The following is a 16518-nucleotide window of genomic DNA, read 5'->3' on the forward strand; positions in this document are numbered from 1 at the left end:
GCAGCTGCGAACCTGAAACAGGGAAATCACATGACTGATCAGGATACAGGCAAAGAACTCTGGGCCATCCGACTTGCCGAAAGAGTATCCGGTTTTCTGGAACGACCCCTGGTCAGAATCGCCATTCCCGTATTCGTCATGCTGGTCGCCCTGACCGTGCTGCATGAACTGTCTGCGCATGTGAAATGGTCATCCGTTCAGACGGATGTGGCGAACACCTCTTGGACGCTGTTGTTCATCGCCTTGTGCTGGACCGCTTTTAGCTTTGTTTCCCTGTCTTTATACGACGTCTTTGCAGTCCAGAGCGTTGCCGACGGTGAGGTCCCTTTGCCGGTTGCGGGCATGGCCGGGGCCTGTGGTTATGCGGTGTCAAACTGCCTTGGGTTTTCCTACATCACGGGCACGGCGATCAGGTACAGGATCTACGCATCATTGGGGCTGGATCTGGGGCGCGTCGCTGGGGTTATTGCGACCTCGTGGATCGCTTTCTGGTCTGGCATGACCTTGCTGTTGGGGGCTTTGCTGACCTTTCATCCCGACGGGATATCGAAGGTTTTGCCAATCAGCGATACGGTCGAGACGGTCATAGGATTGGGCCTTTTGATCGCTCTGGCAACGCTGTTCATCTGGCTGTCGAAAGGCGGGCGCAGGCTGGCCTATGGCGGGGTTGGATTTAACCTTCCCGGCGGCAAACTGGCCGGGTTGCTGACGCTGGCTGCCTTGGGCGATGTTTTTGGTGCGTCGATGGTTCTGTATGTGCTGCTGCCGACAGACCTTGGGATCGGCTACCCCTATTTCTTCACCATCTTTATTGGCGCGATTGCGGTCGGTATCCTCAGCCATGCGCCGGGTGGAATTGGCGCCTTCGAGGCGACTATGATCGCGGGACTTGGCGCGTCAGGCCGGTCGGATGTCATTGCCGCGCTGTTGCTGTATCGCCTTGTTTATACGTTTCTTCCCTTCCTCATCGCCACGCTTTCAATCGCTGTGGCATCAGCGCTGAGCCACCGGCGACATATTACTGGTGCAGCCACTTGGGTTTATCGAGTGATCCGTCCGATCGTGCCCATGGTGGCCGCAGGCGTGGCCGCAGTGGCCGGTGTGATACTTCTGGTCTCCGGCGCGTTGCCTGCAAGCAGCGGTAACCTGGGTGTGCTGCGGGATTTCCTGCCCCTGTCCTTTGTCGAAGCGTCCCACCTGGCCGGGAGCGCGGTAGGGGTCTTGCTGATCCTTGTCTCACGGGGGCTGTTTCGCAAGCTTTACCGGGCCTGGGTCGTGGCCATGCTGTTGATGCTGGCCGGTTTTGTCGCTTCGCTGACCAAAGGGCTGGATACGCACGAAGCGCTCAGCATGGTGGGTAGCATCGTTCTGCTGGCCATGTTCCGGGATGCTTTCTATCGGGTTAGCGGCGCGTCGATCTTCAGGTTGAACATACCTTGGCTGGTCAGCGTTCTTGCATTGCTTGCCGTGATCTTTTGGGTGGGTCTGTTTGCTTATTCCCATGTCGAATATCAAAATGCCCTGTGGTGGGAGTTTGCCTGGAACGGCGACGCCTCGCGGTTCCTACGATCCAGCCTTGTGGTTGCGGTCATCCTTGGGGTGGTTGCCGTTAGCTCACTGTTCGGGCGCGAGATTCCTGTTCCAGTCCGCACAGAAATCCCCGAAGTAGTCGAACGTCTGGTGATGGAAAGCGAAGACACGGAATCCCAGATTTCCCTGACCGGGGACAAGCAGTTCCTGATCGCGCCGGATGAAACCGCTTTTCTGGCTTATGCCGATACCGGCAACGCACTGGTCACCAAAGGTGAACCAGTAGGGGATGAAACCGCCGGTAAACAGCTGATATGGCAGCTGCGCGAGATGGCGGACCGTGAGGGTAAACTTTGTGCCTTCTACAGCGTTTCCACCAAATACCTGCCGACCTTTCTAGACCTTGGCCTGTCGATCCTGAAAATTGGCGAAGTAGCGCGGGTGCCGCTGAAAGATTTTTCGCTGGACGGAAAATCCCGCAAGCGGTTCCGTCAGGCCAAGAACCGGGCCGAACGCGAAGGGTATGTTTTCGAGATTATTCCAAAACAGGAACTAAACCTGATCCTGCCCGAGTTGCGCAAGATTTCGGATGACTGGCTGGCACAAAAAGCTGGGGCCGAGAAAGGTTTTGCGCTTGGCGGATTTGATGAAACCTATCTGTCCTATTTCGACCACGCGGTGCTGCGGAATGGCGAAACAGGTGAGATCGTCGCGTTTGCTAACCTGTTTCAGGGCGGGCAAAAATCAGAACTGTCGCTGGATCTGATGCGGTATGAACCAGATAGCCCAAATTTTGTTATGGACGCGCTGTTTGCCGAGATGATGTCATGGGGGGCCGAGCAGGGGTTCCACTGGTTCTCGCTGGGGGCGGCACCGTTTTCCGGGATCGAAAACCGGCAACTGGCATCGCTGTGGAACCGCATTGGCGGCTTTGTCTATGAACATGGCGAACAGTTTTATCACTTCGAGGGGCTGCGCTCGTTCAAGCAGAAATTCGAACCAGAATGGAGCCCGAACTATTTGGCCAGCCCCGGAGGACTGGCCGCGCCGCGTATTCTGTACGAGGTCAACATTCTGATTTCGGGCGGTTTGCGCGGTCTGACGAAATAGCGCTCAGTTCAGGCTCGCTTGGGTCGGAGCCTGTTGCAGCAGGTCTCCCCAATCGGTGCGATAGGCCATTTCGGCCAGCACGGTTTCCGGCAGGAACTCCTGATTTTGCCGGATTTGCCAACCACCGCCTAAACCTTTGTAGACTGCAACCAGATTGCTCGAAACCTGCTGGCGGGCTTCGATCAGGTTGGCCTGTGATCGCAGCAATGCGGTTTGCGTGTTCAGAACGCGGGAATAGCTGGCGATGCCATCCCGGTATTGGTTCACCGCTATCTCGGCAGCTTTGCGCGATGCGGTGACGCTGTTTTGGTAAAATGTCACCTGTTTGCGTGATTGCGTATAGGCGACCATAGCACTTTCGACCTCGGAATAGGCGGTCAGGACGGTGTTTTGATAGTTGGCGATCAATGCCTGATAAGCTGCGTCCTGGGCGCGGACATTATTCTTGATCCGCCCATAATTCAGCACATTCCAGACCACTCCGGCACTGGCCAGCCCAGTATTGCTGGCGGATGAAAACAGGTCCTGACTGCCCGAGGCCTGCAGGCCGATCGAACCGGACAGGATGAACTGGGGATACAGGTCAGCAATCGCGATCCCAACTTGCGCAGACTGTGTGGCAGCGGCCAGTTCTGCGGCGCGTACATCCGGGCGTCGGCGCAGCAATTCCGCTGGTACTCCAACGGCGACGTTGGATCGGGCCGAAGGGATACGACCGGAATTACCCAGCAACCCGGCCATGCGCGAGGGTGTTGTTCCCAGTAATACAGCCAAAGCATTCTTGGTCTGCTGAAGATCGCTTTCAATTTCCGGCACCAGCGCCATGGTATTGTTCAGCAGGGCGGTGGCCTCTTGCACATCCAGTTCAGTGGTGACGCCGTTGTTGAAACGCAGCTGGGTCAGATCAACCGAATCCTGCTGCAGTTTGATATTCTCTCGTGCCACGAACAGAGTTTCTTGCAGCGCGCGGAAGCTTACATATAACGCTGCTACATCGCCGGTCAGCGTGACCAGAGCGTCATCGTAATTAGCGACCTGAAGTGCCAGATTGGATCGTGCGGCCTGCACACCCCGGCGTTGCTGCCCCCACACATCCAGTTCCCATTGGGCGTCGAAGCCAACCTGAGAGGTCGAGAATTCGGTATCCAGAGGGATGATCCGATTGATATCGGAAATCGGCCCGATATTATCGCTGATCTGGCGCCGCTCGATCGAGGCTCCGATGGCCTGCGATTGGGGGTAAAGCTCACCAAAGGCAATCCCAAGCTGTGCGCGGGCCTGTAATACGCGTGCACCGGCCACCTGTAGCGCTAGGTTCTGGGCATAGGCTTCGGCGATCAACCGGTTCAAAGTGGCGTCGTTGAAGGTCTCCCACCATTTTGCCACCGGCGCGCTGCGCGAGGTGAGGCCGCTGGGACCGACTGAGGGGTTGTTTACCTCGATCCATTCCTTCACGACCGGAGAGTTCGGTCGCACAAAATCAGGACCGACAGGTGCGCATCCCACCAGCAGCGCGGCACACAGGGCTGTGCCCATCAAACTGCGGTTTAGCCTGGCCCGTGTCATACAGCGTGTCCTTAAATGTCCAGTGGTCGGATGAAGTTTGCGAAGGAATAGAGGCGGATATTGATGCGCCGCAGGAACTCAAAGCTTTTGCCCTGGCCGGTATAGATTGCCACCGCGGCATGTCCACCGGCGGGAAAGACGTGGCCATCTGGAATATCGACCGAAATCTGCACGGCAATATGTCCAGGAATTTTTGGCAGTTCAAATCCGGGCAGGCGGCCTGATGGCAGATATTGACCCTGGCGGGTTGCCCACCAGATTGCCTCGACTTTGCCGGTCAGGATTTCTCCGGGATATAAGTCCAGCGCGACCTCAACCTGTTGCCCGGGTTTCACAAATTTCAGGTTCTGCTGCCGGTAAGTGGCGAGAATATAGGGGTTTTCCTTGGTCACAAAGCTGGCGATTGCGCCCAATCGGATATCACCGACAACCAGACCCGGGCGTGCCTGTTGTGAAACGATCATACCATCTTCGGGCGCGTAGATCGTAGTATTGTCCAGAAAGTACCGGGCCTTTTCCAACTGAGCCTGAGCTTGAACGATTCCGGTATTGACCCCGTCGATCTGCGAATCCAGCGCCAGCTTTGCCTTTTCCAGATTGGCTTCGGCCTCTTTTATCTTGGCCTGATCTTCCGTGACCTGCTCGTTCCAGCGATCCAGCTCATCCTCGCGGGCACCACCCGCAGGGACAAGGTTTTCATACCGTGCTTGCTGGGTCAGCGCATATGCCAGTTGCGCGTTGGCTCGTTCGACGGCTTCACCCGCGACGATCACATCCTGTTCCAGAATTTTGGCGTTCTGCTGGGCTGCAACCAACTGTGCGGATGCCTCTTCGAATTCAAGCGCAAAGACGGTGTCGTCGAACCGATACAGCGGATCCCCTTTCTTCACCTCTGTATTCGGCTCGACCAGAACCTCGGAAAGGATGGTTGGTTCAGTCAGGCGCGGTACGATCTGTATGGTTGAGCGGACCACGTGGCTGTCGATCGAAAATGGCTGGAAGAACCGCAGCGCAACCATAAAGATCAATAACAGATGAGCACCCACCCAGAAGGAAACGATGCCCCAGGCGATACTGAACTTAAGCCATTGCAGTTTGAAGAAGATCAGCCAGACAAAAATGATGTAGAAAAGCGTAATGCCAAGAGCGACAAACATATTGTGGGACTTCCTTTAGCCTTAGCTTTTTTGTGTTTCGTCCGGGTCCAGCGGATCGCGATATTCTTCAGTCAGTTCACCGCCCAACCGTTTGATATCCTTGCGTATCGCATCGCGTTCATCGTCGGGCAAACGGCGGATATCGACTGTGGCTGCATCGTGGAAAGCCCACATAAAGGCGTGAATCCAGGGAACGACGGCCAGAAACCCCATCCAGCCCATGATCTTGACTGCCTCGGCATGGGGATGGTTGCGTTTGATTGCGATGCGGCCGGGCAGTCCCATTATGAACAGAAACAGCGCCATTACAGCGGCCAGCAGCAGTATAAGTGCGATAAATGTCAGATAGTCATAATAGCCTAGCGGCTGCCCCAGTAGTCCCATTCCGATGCCTCCATGAGGGAAGGTTTATCCATCCTCAGTTGTTGGTGTCCAGTTCGTCAATCAATTTGTAGCTTGTCGGCGGGTCAGCGCAGATACCTGGTCCACATTCCAACAAGGTCGACCCCGCATTTAGCGCGGCCAGCCCTAGCATCACAAAGAACGCGGTTTTGGCCAGCGTATTGCCCCCGAACCGTGGTTGATCGACGGTTGTGTCCTGATATTGACGGTCGAAAAGCAGCATGATTGCCGTGCCCAGCAGGATCAGAAAAAAGCAGATCGCGGCCCATGTGTAGTAGTGATACCCAAAAACAGGCGAACCATAGTGGCCGGTACCCGGTACGATATGCAGCAAGATCTGGCGAACGGAAACGCTGATCCCAAACAGTGCCGCAAGCAACATCAACGCATAATGCTGCGGCCGGGCTCCGTATAGCAGGTTCAGGCCCAAACCAACGCCCACCGCTACGAACCCGACCCGTTGCAATAAGCAAAGCGGGCAGGGCAGTTCGTTCAGCGCCAGCTGGTATCCGAAGGCCAGTACAAGAACGAGGCTGACCGCCAGGGTTCCCAACGCGTTCAGGGTGCGGGAAAGCTCGGGTGTCATTGTGGCCTCCTACAGCTGAATGGTCAGTTGGCTGGTGGCATGAAACTTCAGCCAATAAACACTTAGGGCCATGGTAATGAAGAACACAACATTGGCCGCTTTGGTTTTTCTATAATAATTCAGCCCCATAGTGGCTGTGAGTAACGCAAATAAAAGCGCGATCATGGCCCGGATCTCCCCCTTGCCGTGCACTGATTGCAATATGTTGCGATACTGTCAGGGCCGGTCGCCTATGACAAGAACCACGTTTGGAATTACGCGTTTAATGCGAATCTCCGGTGGTTCGGCCGCTGTATACGACCCGCGTTCCCCATTCCTTACATTTACGTGCAAGCCCACTTGGAAGAGGTTGATCTGTAAAGAAAACGTCAACTTCGGACATCGAGGCAATACGGGCAGGGGCCGAGCGCTGAAATTTCGAATGATCGGCAACCAGAAAGCTGTGTCTGGCCTGTGCAATGATAGTCTGGCTGACACGGACTTCTTGGAAATCGAAATCCAGAAGATCACCATCGGCGTCCAGTGCGGAACACCCGATTACCGCATAATCGAACTTGAATTGTTCAATCGTTGAATTGGTCAGGTTACCGATCAGACCACCGTCCGACCGGCGCAGAACACCACCGGCGACGACGATCTGGCAGTTCGTGTTTTCCACCAGGATACGCGCGACATTCATGTTATTTGTCACCACCATAAGATCTTTGTGGTTTAGCAACTGATGCGCGACAGCCTCGGTCGATGTACCGATGTTCAAAAAAAGCGATGCACCATCCGGTATGTTGGCAGCGCAAACCTGTGCGATACGGGTCTTGATTTCAGCATTCAGGGTGCGCCGGTCCTCGTAACCGATATTCGAAACGCCGGATCGCAGGACCGCGCCGCCATGAACCCGGTCCAGCTTGCCCAGTTCCGCAAGCTCGGAAAGATCGCGCCGGATCGTTTGGACCGTGACACCAAACTGCAACGCCAGATCCTCGACCATGACGCGACCATTCTGCTTGGCGATTTCTATGATGTCTGACTGGCGGAACGAAAGAGACAAGGGAAGCTCCGGTTATTGGGTTCTTTCGTTTTTGTTCCTTTTTTCGCAATATTGCAACCGGCAGAAATCAAACATCGTTTGGACAACAACAAAAAATCGCTATTCTTGTTCGTTACGCGAAAAAAAACGAAAATCCACATTGACGAACCGAGTATCGAACGGGTTAATTGCCGCACGTTTTCAGCAAAAGGACTGACCTGCAAATGGCACAGCAGACTGGCCAGGTTACTGACCTATTCATCATCGGTGGCGGTATTAACGGTTGCGGGATCGCGCGTGATGCGGCCGGGCGGGGATTGTCGGTGACATTGGCCGAGATGAACGACTTGGCATCGGCGACGTCCTCTGCCTCGACCAAACTGTTCCATGGCGGCCTGCGGTATCTTGAGTACTTTGAATTCCGACTGGTCCGCGAGGCGCTGATCGAGCGTGAGACCTTGCTGCGGGCAATGCCGCATATCAGTTGGCCGATGCGCTTTGTGCTTCCGTACCACGATGGGATGCGCTTTGACTCGGACACGCCGACATCGCGCCTGCTGAGCATGGTGATGCCCTGGATGCGCGGTCGTCGCCCGGCCTGGCTGATCCGTCTGGGCTTGTTCATGTATGACCACCTCGGGGGGCGTAAAATTCTGCCGGGAACTTCGTCGCTGAATCTACGGTCTGCGCCCGAAGGCGGCCCGCTGCAGAACAGGTTCGAAACTGCCTATGAATATTCCGACTGCTGGATTGAGGATTCCCGTCTGGTGGTTCTGAACGCCCGTGATGCCGAGGCCAGAGGTGCCGAAATTCTGGTCCGGACAGAGGTTCTGTCTGCCGAAAGGGTCGATGACCTGTGGCATGTCACGATCCGCGACAAGCAGAGTGATGAAACGCGCGTCGTCCAGGCCAAGATGCTGATCAATGCCGGTGGCCCTTGGGTCGGGGACATTATTCAGGACAAAATCCACGTGAACTCGCGTGAAGGCGTTCGGTTGGTTCGCGGCAGCCATATCGTAACCCACAGGTTATTCAACCATGACAAATGCTATTTCTTTCAGGGCGAAGACGGGCGCATCATCTTTGCCATTCCCTATGAGAGAGATTTCACCCTTATTGGAACAACTGATCAGGATCACCCAGACCCATCGGTTCCTCCAGTCTGTACTGAGTCTGAACAGGAATATCTGTGTGCATTTGCGTCAAAATATTTTGAGCAGCCTGTGACCCGCGAAGACATCGTTTGGACCTATTCCGGTGTGCGCCCTCTGTATGACGATGGGGCCAGCAGCGCAACGGCCGCGACCAGAGACTATACTCTGAAGGTCAATGGGCTTGGCGGCGCTCCGGTTTTGAATGTTTTCGGCGGCAAGATTACGACCTATCGCAGATTGGCCGAAAGTGCGCTTGAGAAAATCGCTGAGTACTTCCCGGATTTGCCCGGTCCATGGACCGCTGGTGTTTCTTTGCCGGGTGGCGATTTCCCCGTTAGCGCAGTGCAAGACCTTATTGCCGGTCTGGAATTCGACTATGCCTTTTTGAATCGCACATGGGCGGAACGGCTGGTGCGCGCCTATGGAACCGAGGCGCGCGCTATTCTGGCCGATGCAAAGACCGCTGAGGATCTGGGGGAAGAGTTCGGGGCGACTCTGACCGAACGCGAAATGGAATGGCTGGTCACCAAGGAATATGTGCGCTGCGCTGAAGATGCCATCTGGCGCAGAAACAAGCTGGGCCTAAGACTTGATGCCGATCAGATCGCTGCCATCCAGCGCTGGATCGAAAAGCGCCTGGCCCACTAAAGAAAAGCCCCGCGTTTTTGGCGGGGCTTTTTTTGATTTATGCGGCTTCTTCCGAAGGGTCGGGGTCGTTCTTTGTCCCTTTGAGCCATTCCCTCAGCCCCTGCATCAGGGCGTAAAGTACCGGCACAAGGATAACGCCAACCAGAGTTGCCGCCAGCATTCCGCCAAAGACGGCGACACCGATGGCCTTCTGGCTAGCCGCACCCGCGCCGTTCGCGGCAAGCAACGGTACAACACCCAACAGGAAGGAGAGGGCAGTCATCATCACCGCGCGGAAACGTTGATGGGCGGCTTCGGCTGCAGCATCTTTGATCGAAAGGCCATTGGCACGCTGTTCCATTGCGAATTCAACGATGAGGATACCGTTCTTCGACGCAAGCCCCACTAGCATGATCATCCCGATCTGCGTGTACAGGTTTATGTCGCTGCCCACGATGGCCACCGCCGCAACCGCCCCGAACAGGGCAACAATAACCGATAGAAGAATAGACACCGGCATCGACCAGCTTTCGTATTGCCCCACCAGGAACAAATAGGCGAACAGGACAGCAAGCCCGAGGATAATGATCACAAGGCTGCCGGATGCAAGCTGCTGTTGCGCGGTACCTGTCCATTCAAACGCGTATCCCGAGGGTAGGGCGTTGGCGGATTCTTCTGTCATCACAGTGATAGCGTCGCCACTGGACAGCCCTGGCGCAGGTACAGCTGTAACTGTTGCCGAACGGAACAGGTTATGCCGTTTTAACAGGACTGGCCCCAACACGTTTTCCACGTCGATCAACGTACCCAATGGAACCATATCGCCCTTGGTTGAGCGCACATACAGGTTCGAAATATCTTCGACCTTGTTCCGATAGCTCCCCTCGGCCTGAATCATCACACGGTAGACGCGGCCGAACAGGTTGAAATCGTTCACATAGTACGAGCCCAGCTGGGCTTGCATCGTCTGGAAAATCTCAGCAACAGACACTTCCAGGGTTTTCGCTTTCTCACGGTCCAGATCGACAAATAGCTGGGGAACATTGGCCCGGAATGTTGTATAGGCCTGACCAATCTCGGGTCGCTGGTTTGCAGCATAGACGAAGGACCCAACGGCCGAGGCCAGATCCTGAGGCGTACCGCCCCCGACTTGCTGAACCTCCATTTCCACACCGGCTGACATGCCGAGGCCCTGAATCGGTGGCGGGTTGAAGGCCACGATCGAAGCTGCGGATTCGCCATTTGCAATCGCCAGAACCTTGCCCAGAATGGCATCGGCAGACAGGTCGGGATCTTGCCGTTCGTCCCAGTTGTCGAGGTTCACAAAAACGGTCGCTCCATTTGTGGTTGTGCCGTTCAGCAGCGAAAACCCGTTGATCAGAACCGTACTGGCGACCCCCGAGATATCGCGGATCTGGTCGTCGACCCGACCTGCGATAGTCTCGGTGCGTTCCAGCGTTGCCGCATCTGGCAACTGGATGTCCACAAAGAGATAACCGTTGTCTTCAAGCGGAATAAAACCGCTTGATGTGTTCGACATGATCGTCCCTGTACCCATGGCCAGAACAACGATGACGCCCAGTCCGGCGACTGGCAGAATTAACAGTTTTCGGACAATGACAACATAACCGTCACGCAGCGTTCCGATCAAACGCTCAAACAGGGCCAGAATACCCTTGGGCGGACCTGAGCGCGCGCGCAGAACCAGTCCGCAAAGCGCCGGAGACAAGGTCAAAGCGTTGATTGACGAAATCACGACCGCAGTCGAGATGGTGACCGCAAACTGAGAATACAGTCGCCCCGAGATGCCAGGCATAAAGGTTACGGGCACAAAAACGGCCAGCAGAACCAGTGTGGTTGCGATGACGGGTCCGGTGATTTGGCCCATTGCTTTCCGTGTCGCCTCAGGCGGGGACAACCCTTCGTCGGCGATAATGCGTTCAACGTTTTCAACCACCACGATGGCATCATCGACCACGATCCCGATGGCCAGTACAAGCGCGAACAAAGAAATTGTGTTCAGGGACATCCCAAACGCCAGCAGGAACGCGAACGTCCCGATCAGCGAAACAGGAATAGCAACCGCCGGAATGATCGTGGCACGCCAACTGCCCAAAAAGACAAATACGACCGAAATCACCAATACGAACGTCAGCATCAGGGTGGAAACCACGTCGTTCAGAGATTGTTCCACGAAGTCGGTCGTGTTGAACGGAACCTGATATTCAACATCTGTTGGGAACGAACGCGACAGCCGGTCCAATTCGGCCTGAACACGATCAGAAACAGCCAACGCATTGGCACCGGGGGCTTGATAGATTCCGATAACCGTTGCGGGTTCTGCCTGGAAATACCCCGAAGCCGAGTAGAACTGCGCTCCAAGTTCGGTTCTGGCAATGTCCCTTATGCGTACGATTGCCCCTGCATCACCAGTACGGATGACAATATTGCCAAATTCAGCGGCCGAGGTCAGCCGGCCCTTGGTCTTGATCGTATATTGAAATGTCTGTCCCTCAGGGACCGGAGGCGAGCCTATCGAACCGGCAGACACTTCGATATTCTGTTCTCGGATAGCGTCTATGACATCACCCGGTGAAATCGACAGGGCGGTCATCTTGTCGGGATCCATCCAGATCCGCATTGCATATTCAAGGTTAGTCAGAACATCGGCTTTACCAACACCCTGTACCCGTGCCAACGCATCTTTCAGGTTGATCGAAGCGTAGTTCGACAAGAATACACTGTCATAGGTGCTTTTGGGTGAGGTCAGCGTGACCAGCATCAGCATATTGGTCGATGCCTTCTGCGTAACGACACCCGACGAAGTCACCTCTGACGGAAGCGAAGACATGGCCTGCGCAACGCGGTTCTGCACGTTAACGGATGCAATGTCGGGGTCGGTGCCGACTTCGAAGGTAATATTCAACGAATACGAGCCGTTATCCGAAGAGGTGGACGTCATGTAGATCATGTCATCCACGCCGTTGACCTGCGCCTCGATCGGCGCGGCGACGGTGTTCTCGACCGTTTCGGCATTGGCACCGGTATAGGTGGCGGAAACGCTGACGACCGGTGGCGTAATATCAGGAAACTGGGCGACCGGCAGAACCATATAGCCGATCCCGCCCATGATCGTCAGGACAAGCGAAATAACTAGGGCCAGCTTGGGCCGGCTGATGAACAGGGATGAGAACATCTGTTACTCTCCCGGCTGCTCGGATGCGGTGACAGCATCCACTGCCACACCCGGGCGCACGCGCTGAAGGCCCTCGACGATCACGCTTTCTCCTTCGCGCAGGCCGTCCAGAACGATCACAGCAGTTCCGACATTGTCGCCGGTGGTGATATAGCGCTGTTCGACCATTTGCTTATCGTTAACGACCAGAACGAAATCACCGCGCTGATCACGTGACAAGGCCGCCTGCGGGATCAGAACCTGCAAGGTCGGTTCCAGCGCTTCGATATGAACGCTCAGGAACTGACCATCGAGGATCAGCCGGTCGGCATTTGTGAATTCGGCCCGCATTGCAATCGTTCCAGTCAGCGGGTCGATACGGTTGTCAACGAAAACAATCGAACCTGTTTCGCCCAGATCCGATCCATTGGGCAGCGTTACATGCACATTCGGGCTTTTGGGGCTTTCGGCCAGCGACGATGCATTCTCGCCATATTGTTCAAGAACCGAGGTAAACTGTTTCTCGTTCAACGAGAAATTCACATACACTGGTGCCTCGCTGACGATATTCACCAATGGTGGGTTGTTCGGGCCGACAACGTCCCCGACGCTGATAGCGACCCGCCCGATACGGCCGGTGAACGGTGCGTGGACCTTAGTATAGCTCAGATCAAGTTCGGCCTGTTGGATTGCGGCTTTCGCGGCTTTGACTTCGGCAATGGCCACAAGTTCGTTGGCACGGGCGATATCCCGTTCGCTTTCCGGAGTGGCATCGCGTTTGTAAAGTTCTTCTTTACGGGCCAGGTCAACTTTGGCGAGCTCAAGATTTGCTTCGGCACGGTCCAGATCGGCATTCCGTGCATCTAGTGTCGCCTGATACAGGTCCGGCTCGATCGTGAACATAAGGTCGCCTTCATTCACCATCGCGCCGTCTTCAACATTCTGACTGTCCAGAAAACCGCTGACCCGGGCGACAATATCGGCCTTGTTCAGCGCCTCAGCTCGACCGATGAAAGTCGCCTCGTCCGTGATTTCTTGTGTGTAGGCCGCTGCGATGGACACTTTCGGCGGTGGGGCGTCACCTTTATCCTGCGCGGCAGCTGGCACCACCAACCCACACAGGGCAAAAGCTGCGGCATACCAAACGGATTTGGCTATGGGGTCATTCGGTCGAAAGCTGAAAAGTGTTGATGCAAGGATCATGGCAGAGGCCCCATTGAAACAAAAACTGAACACAACTCGGGTCGCCGCCAGCGGTCCGAGTCGCCTAAACTCTTCGTGAGGATGGCTGGTTTTGGTAGGTTTCTCAAGCGTGTTAGCCCGTAAGGCAATCGCTTACCCAAGGATATTTTTCTGTAGGGCGGCAGGTTTACGAAAATCGGCCAGGGCTAGTTTCCTGATCTGGCAAGGGCGTTTCCGGCAATCTGGATCAAACGCAAAATGAAAAAGGGGGCCGTTAAGCCCCCTGTATTTTTTCCCAGTCGGGTGTCTTAGGTGCGGACACCTGCAAAACGGTCCTGCCAGTCTTCGCGCTGTTCGTCGGTGATCTTGGCGAACAGAACATCGGGAACGGCAAAGTCGTGGCCTGCGGGCAGGGCGGACAGGGCCGCCGCAACATCGTCAGGCCAGGCGGTATCCAGCGTGTTCATCGCGCTCAGCATACGGGCGCTGGTTTCGGGAATGAACGGCGCACTGAGCACGGCATAGAGCCGGATCAAGTTCAGACCCAGACGCACCTGTACCGCGGCCTGTTCGGGATCTTCCTTGAAGGTCGACCAGGGTGCCGCGGATTGAAGATACTCGTTCCCGGCAACCCAGATGGCGCGCAATTCCTGGGCGGATTTGCGAACTTCCATCGCCTCCATGAACCCTTCATAGGCGCGGACGCGGCGGGTCAGCTCCTCGATCAGGGCCTGCTCGCGGTCGCCATAGGTGCCGCCTTGGGGCACCGCCTCGCCGAATTTTGAGCGGCAGAACTTGGTGATCCGGCTGACGAAGTTGCCCAACACATCGGCCAAGTCCTTGTTCACCGATTGCTGGAAGTTCTCCCAGGTGAATTCGCTATCGCTGCTTTCAGGCGCATGGCTCAGCAGCCACCAGCGCCAGTAATCGGCGGGCAAGATGTCCAGTGCCTGATCCATGAATACGCCGCGACCTTGGCTGGTTGAGAACTGGCCGCCGTCATAGTTCAGGTAGTTGAAGGATTTCAGGTGGTCGACCATCTTCCACGGCTCACCCGAACCTAGAATGGTCGCCGGAAAGGACAGGGTATGGAAAGGCACATTGTCCTTACCCATGAATTGAACATAGCGCACGTCATCGGCACCTTTGTCAGTGCGCCACCAGCGCTCCCACTCGGCATTCGCTTTTCCGGTCGCATCGGCCCATTCCTTGGCGCAAGCGATGTATTCGATCGGCGCGTCGAACCAGACGTAAAAGACCTTGCCCTCCATGCCGGGCCAGTCCTGATCGCCTTTCTTGACCGGCACGCCCCAGTCCAGATCGCGGGTAATGCCACGGTCTTGCAGGCCGTCGCCGTCATGTAACCATTTCTTGGCAATGGATGTGGTCAGGATTGGCCAGTCGGACTTGGAGTCGATCCAGGCATCCAGTTGATCCTTCATCGCGGATTGACGCAGATACAGGTGCTTGGTTTCACGCACCTCAAGGTCGGTCGACCCGGAAATGGCCGAGCGCGGCTCGATCAGGTCGGTCGGGTCCAGCTGTTTGGTGCAGTTTTCGCACTGATCACCGCGCGCGCGGTCATAGCCGCAGTTGGGGCAGGTGCCTTCGATATAGCGATCCGGCAGGAAGCGGCCATCGGCGTGGGAATAGACCTGCTTCTCGCTCACTTCGCGGATCAACCCGGCGTCTTCCAGCTTGCCCGCAAAATGCTGGGTCAACGCTTTGTTCTGGGCGCTGGACGAGCGGCCAAAGTGATCAAAGCTCAGGCCAAAGCGCTGTGCGATATCGGCCTGCACACCATGCATCTCGGCACAGTAATCCGCGACCGGCTTGCCTGCCTTGGCGGCGGCCAACTCGGCCGGGGTGCCGTGTTCGTCGGTGGCGCAGAGAAACATGACCTCATTCCCCCGGCCGCGCTGATACCGCGCATACAGGTCGGCGGGCAGTTGCGAGCCGATCAGATTGCCGAGGTGTTTGATCCCGTTGATATAGGGGATCGCCGAGGTGATGAGAATCCGAGCCATGTTCCGTTTCCGCGTATGTAACTGCAGGCTCGTCTATCTTATGTCACAGCCCAGCAAAAGCCCGGCTTTTGCACGGATGCCACTTTCGGGCCCCGTGCACGGAAAAAACCCCTGAAAACTGATTTCACGACTGCCCCAGAGGCACCGTGTCAATTACCCATAGGTTGAAATATAGAATCACAACCTCTTGAAACTTTGTCATGACTCCCCATATTTACTGCATACCATAGTATACAATAACGGAGACAGCCCACTGATGTTCAGCTTTCTACTCGAGGGTGCATTTGTGCCCTTTACCATTGCGATTGCGCTGTTGTTTGGCCTTTTGGGGCTGGAACTGGTGGCGCTGATGCTGGGTGGAAGCCTGATGGCGGGTGAGGGCGAGGTTGACCTTGATCTGGTTGACGCTCCGGAATTGGACATTGGTGATTTCGAACTTGATCTGGACGCGGATGTTGATCTGGGTGAGTTCGAGCTGGCCGAGGTTGCGGCGGAAACGCCGGTTGTGACCTCGGACGGTCCTGCAAGCTGGCTGGGCTTTGGCAAAGTGCCTTTCATGATCTGGCTGGTGGTTTTGCTGGTTGGTTTCGGCCTGTCGGGCATCGGTCTGCAACTGGGCCTGCGTGATGTGATGGGCTTTGATCTGCCCTCATGGATGGCTGCGATCCCGGCCGGGGCCTTTGGCATCTGGTTTGCGCGTGGCTTTAGCGCGGTCTTTGCCCGCCTGCTGCCGAAAACCGAGACCGAGGCTATGTCCGAACGGATGCTGGCCCGCCGTCGCGGTTTCATCTCGCAAGGGACAGCATCGCGTGGCCGCCCGGCCGAAGTGCGGGTCATGGATCGCTTTGGCAATGCGCATTACCTGCGCGCCGAGCCCCTGCAGGACAAGGATACGCTGGAACAAGGCACCGAAGTGCTTGTCCTGCGCGACCGACGGCAAGACCGGTTCGTTCTGGTCGGCTTGTCAGGCTAACTAAA

Annotated in this window: 12 protein-coding genes; 3 read left to right on the plus strand and 9 right to left on the minus strand. The window is 56.0% G+C overall.

From position 1 onward, the window contains the following. Nucleotides 1-30 precede the first annotated feature (30 nt). Nucleotides 31-2640: a bifunctional lysylphosphatidylglycerol flippase/synthetase MprF gene (gene mprF, locus AC2FJ5_RS11480; RefSeq protein WP_496793428.1), complete on the plus strand. Its 2610-nt coding sequence runs from the start codon at nucleotides 31-33 to the stop codon at nucleotides 2638-2640. A gap of 3 nt (nucleotides 2641-2643) precedes the next feature. On the opposite strand, the gene AC2FJ5_RS11485 is transcribed toward mprF, so the two are convergent. From AC2FJ5_RS11485 to AC2FJ5_RS11510, 6 genes are all read right to left on the minus strand, one after another. Continuing rightward, nucleotides 2644-4206, minus strand: coding sequence for an efflux transporter outer membrane subunit (locus AC2FJ5_RS11485; RefSeq protein ID WP_496793430.1), 1563 nt, complete (start codon nucleotides 4204-4206; stop codon nucleotides 2644-2646). 11 nt (nucleotides 4207-4217) lie between these two features. Continuing rightward, nucleotides 4218-5363 carry an HlyD family secretion protein gene (locus tag AC2FJ5_RS11490; protein WP_142634305.1) on the minus strand — a complete coding sequence of 382 codons (1146 nt, stop codon included), beginning with the start codon at nucleotides 5361-5363 and terminating at the stop codon, nucleotides 4218-4220. A gap of 21 nt (nucleotides 5364-5384) precedes the next feature. After that, a complete protein-coding gene (locus AC2FJ5_RS11495) occupies nucleotides 5385-5747 on the minus strand; it encodes a DUF3302 domain-containing protein (protein WP_496690695.1) in 363 nt (120 codons plus the stop codon). Between the two features lie 34 nt (nucleotides 5748-5781). Then, a complete protein-coding gene (locus AC2FJ5_RS11500; protein ID WP_496707852.1) occupies nucleotides 5782-6351 on the minus strand; it encodes a disulfide bond formation protein B in 570 nt (189 codons plus the stop codon). A gap of 9 nt (nucleotides 6352-6360) precedes the next feature. Then, nucleotides 6361-6516 carry a DUF5993 family protein gene (locus AC2FJ5_RS11505; RefSeq protein WP_271946630.1) on the minus strand — a complete coding sequence of 52 codons (156 nt, stop codon included), beginning with the start codon at nucleotides 6514-6516 and terminating at the stop codon, nucleotides 6361-6363. A 97-nt stretch (nucleotides 6517-6613) separates the two neighbouring features. Further along, the gene (locus AC2FJ5_RS11510; protein WP_496793431.1) at nucleotides 6614-7396 is read right to left on the minus strand and encodes a DeoR/GlpR family DNA-binding transcription regulator; all 783 of its coding nucleotides are present in this window, start codon (nucleotides 7394-7396) and stop codon (nucleotides 6614-6616) included. Nucleotides 7397-7599: 203 nt separating this feature from the next. Here AC2FJ5_RS11510 and glpD point away from each other — a divergent pair, with 203 nt between their 5' ends. After that, complete coding sequence (glpD, locus tag AC2FJ5_RS11515; RefSeq protein WP_282021329.1) at nucleotides 7600-9177, plus strand: glycerol-3-phosphate dehydrogenase; 1578 nt, start codon at nucleotides 7600-7602, stop codon at nucleotides 9175-9177. Nucleotides 9178-9214: 37 nt separating this feature from the next. Here glpD and AC2FJ5_RS11520 read toward each other — a convergent pair whose 3' ends face one another. From AC2FJ5_RS11520 to metG, 3 genes are all read right to left on the minus strand, one after another. After that, nucleotides 9215-12352: an efflux RND transporter permease subunit gene (locus AC2FJ5_RS11520; RefSeq protein ID WP_496793432.1), complete on the minus strand. Its 3138-nt coding sequence runs from the start codon at nucleotides 12350-12352 to the stop codon at nucleotides 9215-9217. 3 nt (nucleotides 12353-12355) lie between these two features. Beyond that, nucleotides 12356-13534, minus strand: coding sequence for an efflux RND transporter periplasmic adaptor subunit (locus AC2FJ5_RS11525; RefSeq protein WP_496700800.1), 1179 nt, complete (start codon nucleotides 13532-13534; stop codon nucleotides 12356-12358). A 287-nt stretch (nucleotides 13535-13821) separates the two neighbouring features. Beyond that, complete coding sequence (gene metG, locus AC2FJ5_RS11530) at nucleotides 13822-15540, minus strand: methionine--tRNA ligase (RefSeq protein WP_496793434.1); 1719 nt, start codon at nucleotides 15538-15540, stop codon at nucleotides 13822-13824. Between the two features lie 256 nt (nucleotides 15541-15796). On the opposite strand from metG, the gene AC2FJ5_RS11535 reads away from it, so the two are divergent. After that, nucleotides 15797-16513, plus strand: a complete 717-nt coding sequence (locus tag AC2FJ5_RS11535; RefSeq protein WP_496793435.1) for an OB-fold-containig protein — start codon at nucleotides 15797-15799, stop codon at nucleotides 16511-16513. Nucleotides 16514-16518 lie beyond the last annotated feature (5 nt).

The sequence above is a fragment of the Ruegeria sp. CDSA221 genome (assembly GCF_059611825.1).

Bases quoted from the DNA above. Each gene is read 5' to 3' on its own strand.
- mprF (WP_496793428.1), top strand. From the start codon at position 31: ATGACTGATCAGGATACAGGCAAAGAACTCTGGGCCATCCGACTTGCC.
- AC2FJ5_RS11485 (WP_496793430.1), bottom strand. From the start codon at position 4,206: ATGACACGGGCCAGGCTAAACCGCAGTTTGATGGGCACAGCCCTGTGT.
- AC2FJ5_RS11490 (WP_142634305.1), bottom strand. From the start codon at position 5,363: ATGTTTGTCGCTCTTGGCATTACGCTTTTCTACATCATTTTTGTCTGG.
- AC2FJ5_RS11495 (WP_496690695.1), bottom strand. From the start codon at position 5,747: ATGGGACTACTGGGGCAGCCGCTAGGCTATTATGACTATCTGACATTT.
- AC2FJ5_RS11500 (WP_496707852.1), bottom strand. From the start codon at position 6,351: ATGACACCCGAGCTTTCCCGCACCCTGAACGCGTTGGGAACCCTGGCG.
- AC2FJ5_RS11505 (WP_271946630.1), bottom strand. From the start codon at position 6,516: ATGATCGCGCTTTTATTTGCGTTACTCACAGCCACTATGGGGCTGAAT.
- glpD (WP_282021329.1), top strand. From the start codon at position 7,600: ATGGCACAGCAGACTGGCCAGGTTACTGACCTATTCATCATCGGTGGC.
- AC2FJ5_RS11520 (WP_496793432.1), bottom strand. From the start codon at position 12,352: ATGTTCTCATCCCTGTTCATCAGCCGGCCCAAGCTGGCCCTAGTTATT.
- AC2FJ5_RS11525 (WP_496700800.1), bottom strand. From the start codon at position 13,534: ATGATCCTTGCATCAACACTTTTCAGCTTTCGACCGAATGACCCCATA.
- metG (WP_496793434.1), bottom strand. From the start codon at position 15,540: ATGGCTCGGATTCTCATCACCTCGGCGATCCCCTATATCAACGGGATC.
- AC2FJ5_RS11535 (WP_496793435.1), top strand. From the start codon at position 15,797: ATGTTCAGCTTTCTACTCGAGGGTGCATTTGTGCCCTTTACCATTGCG.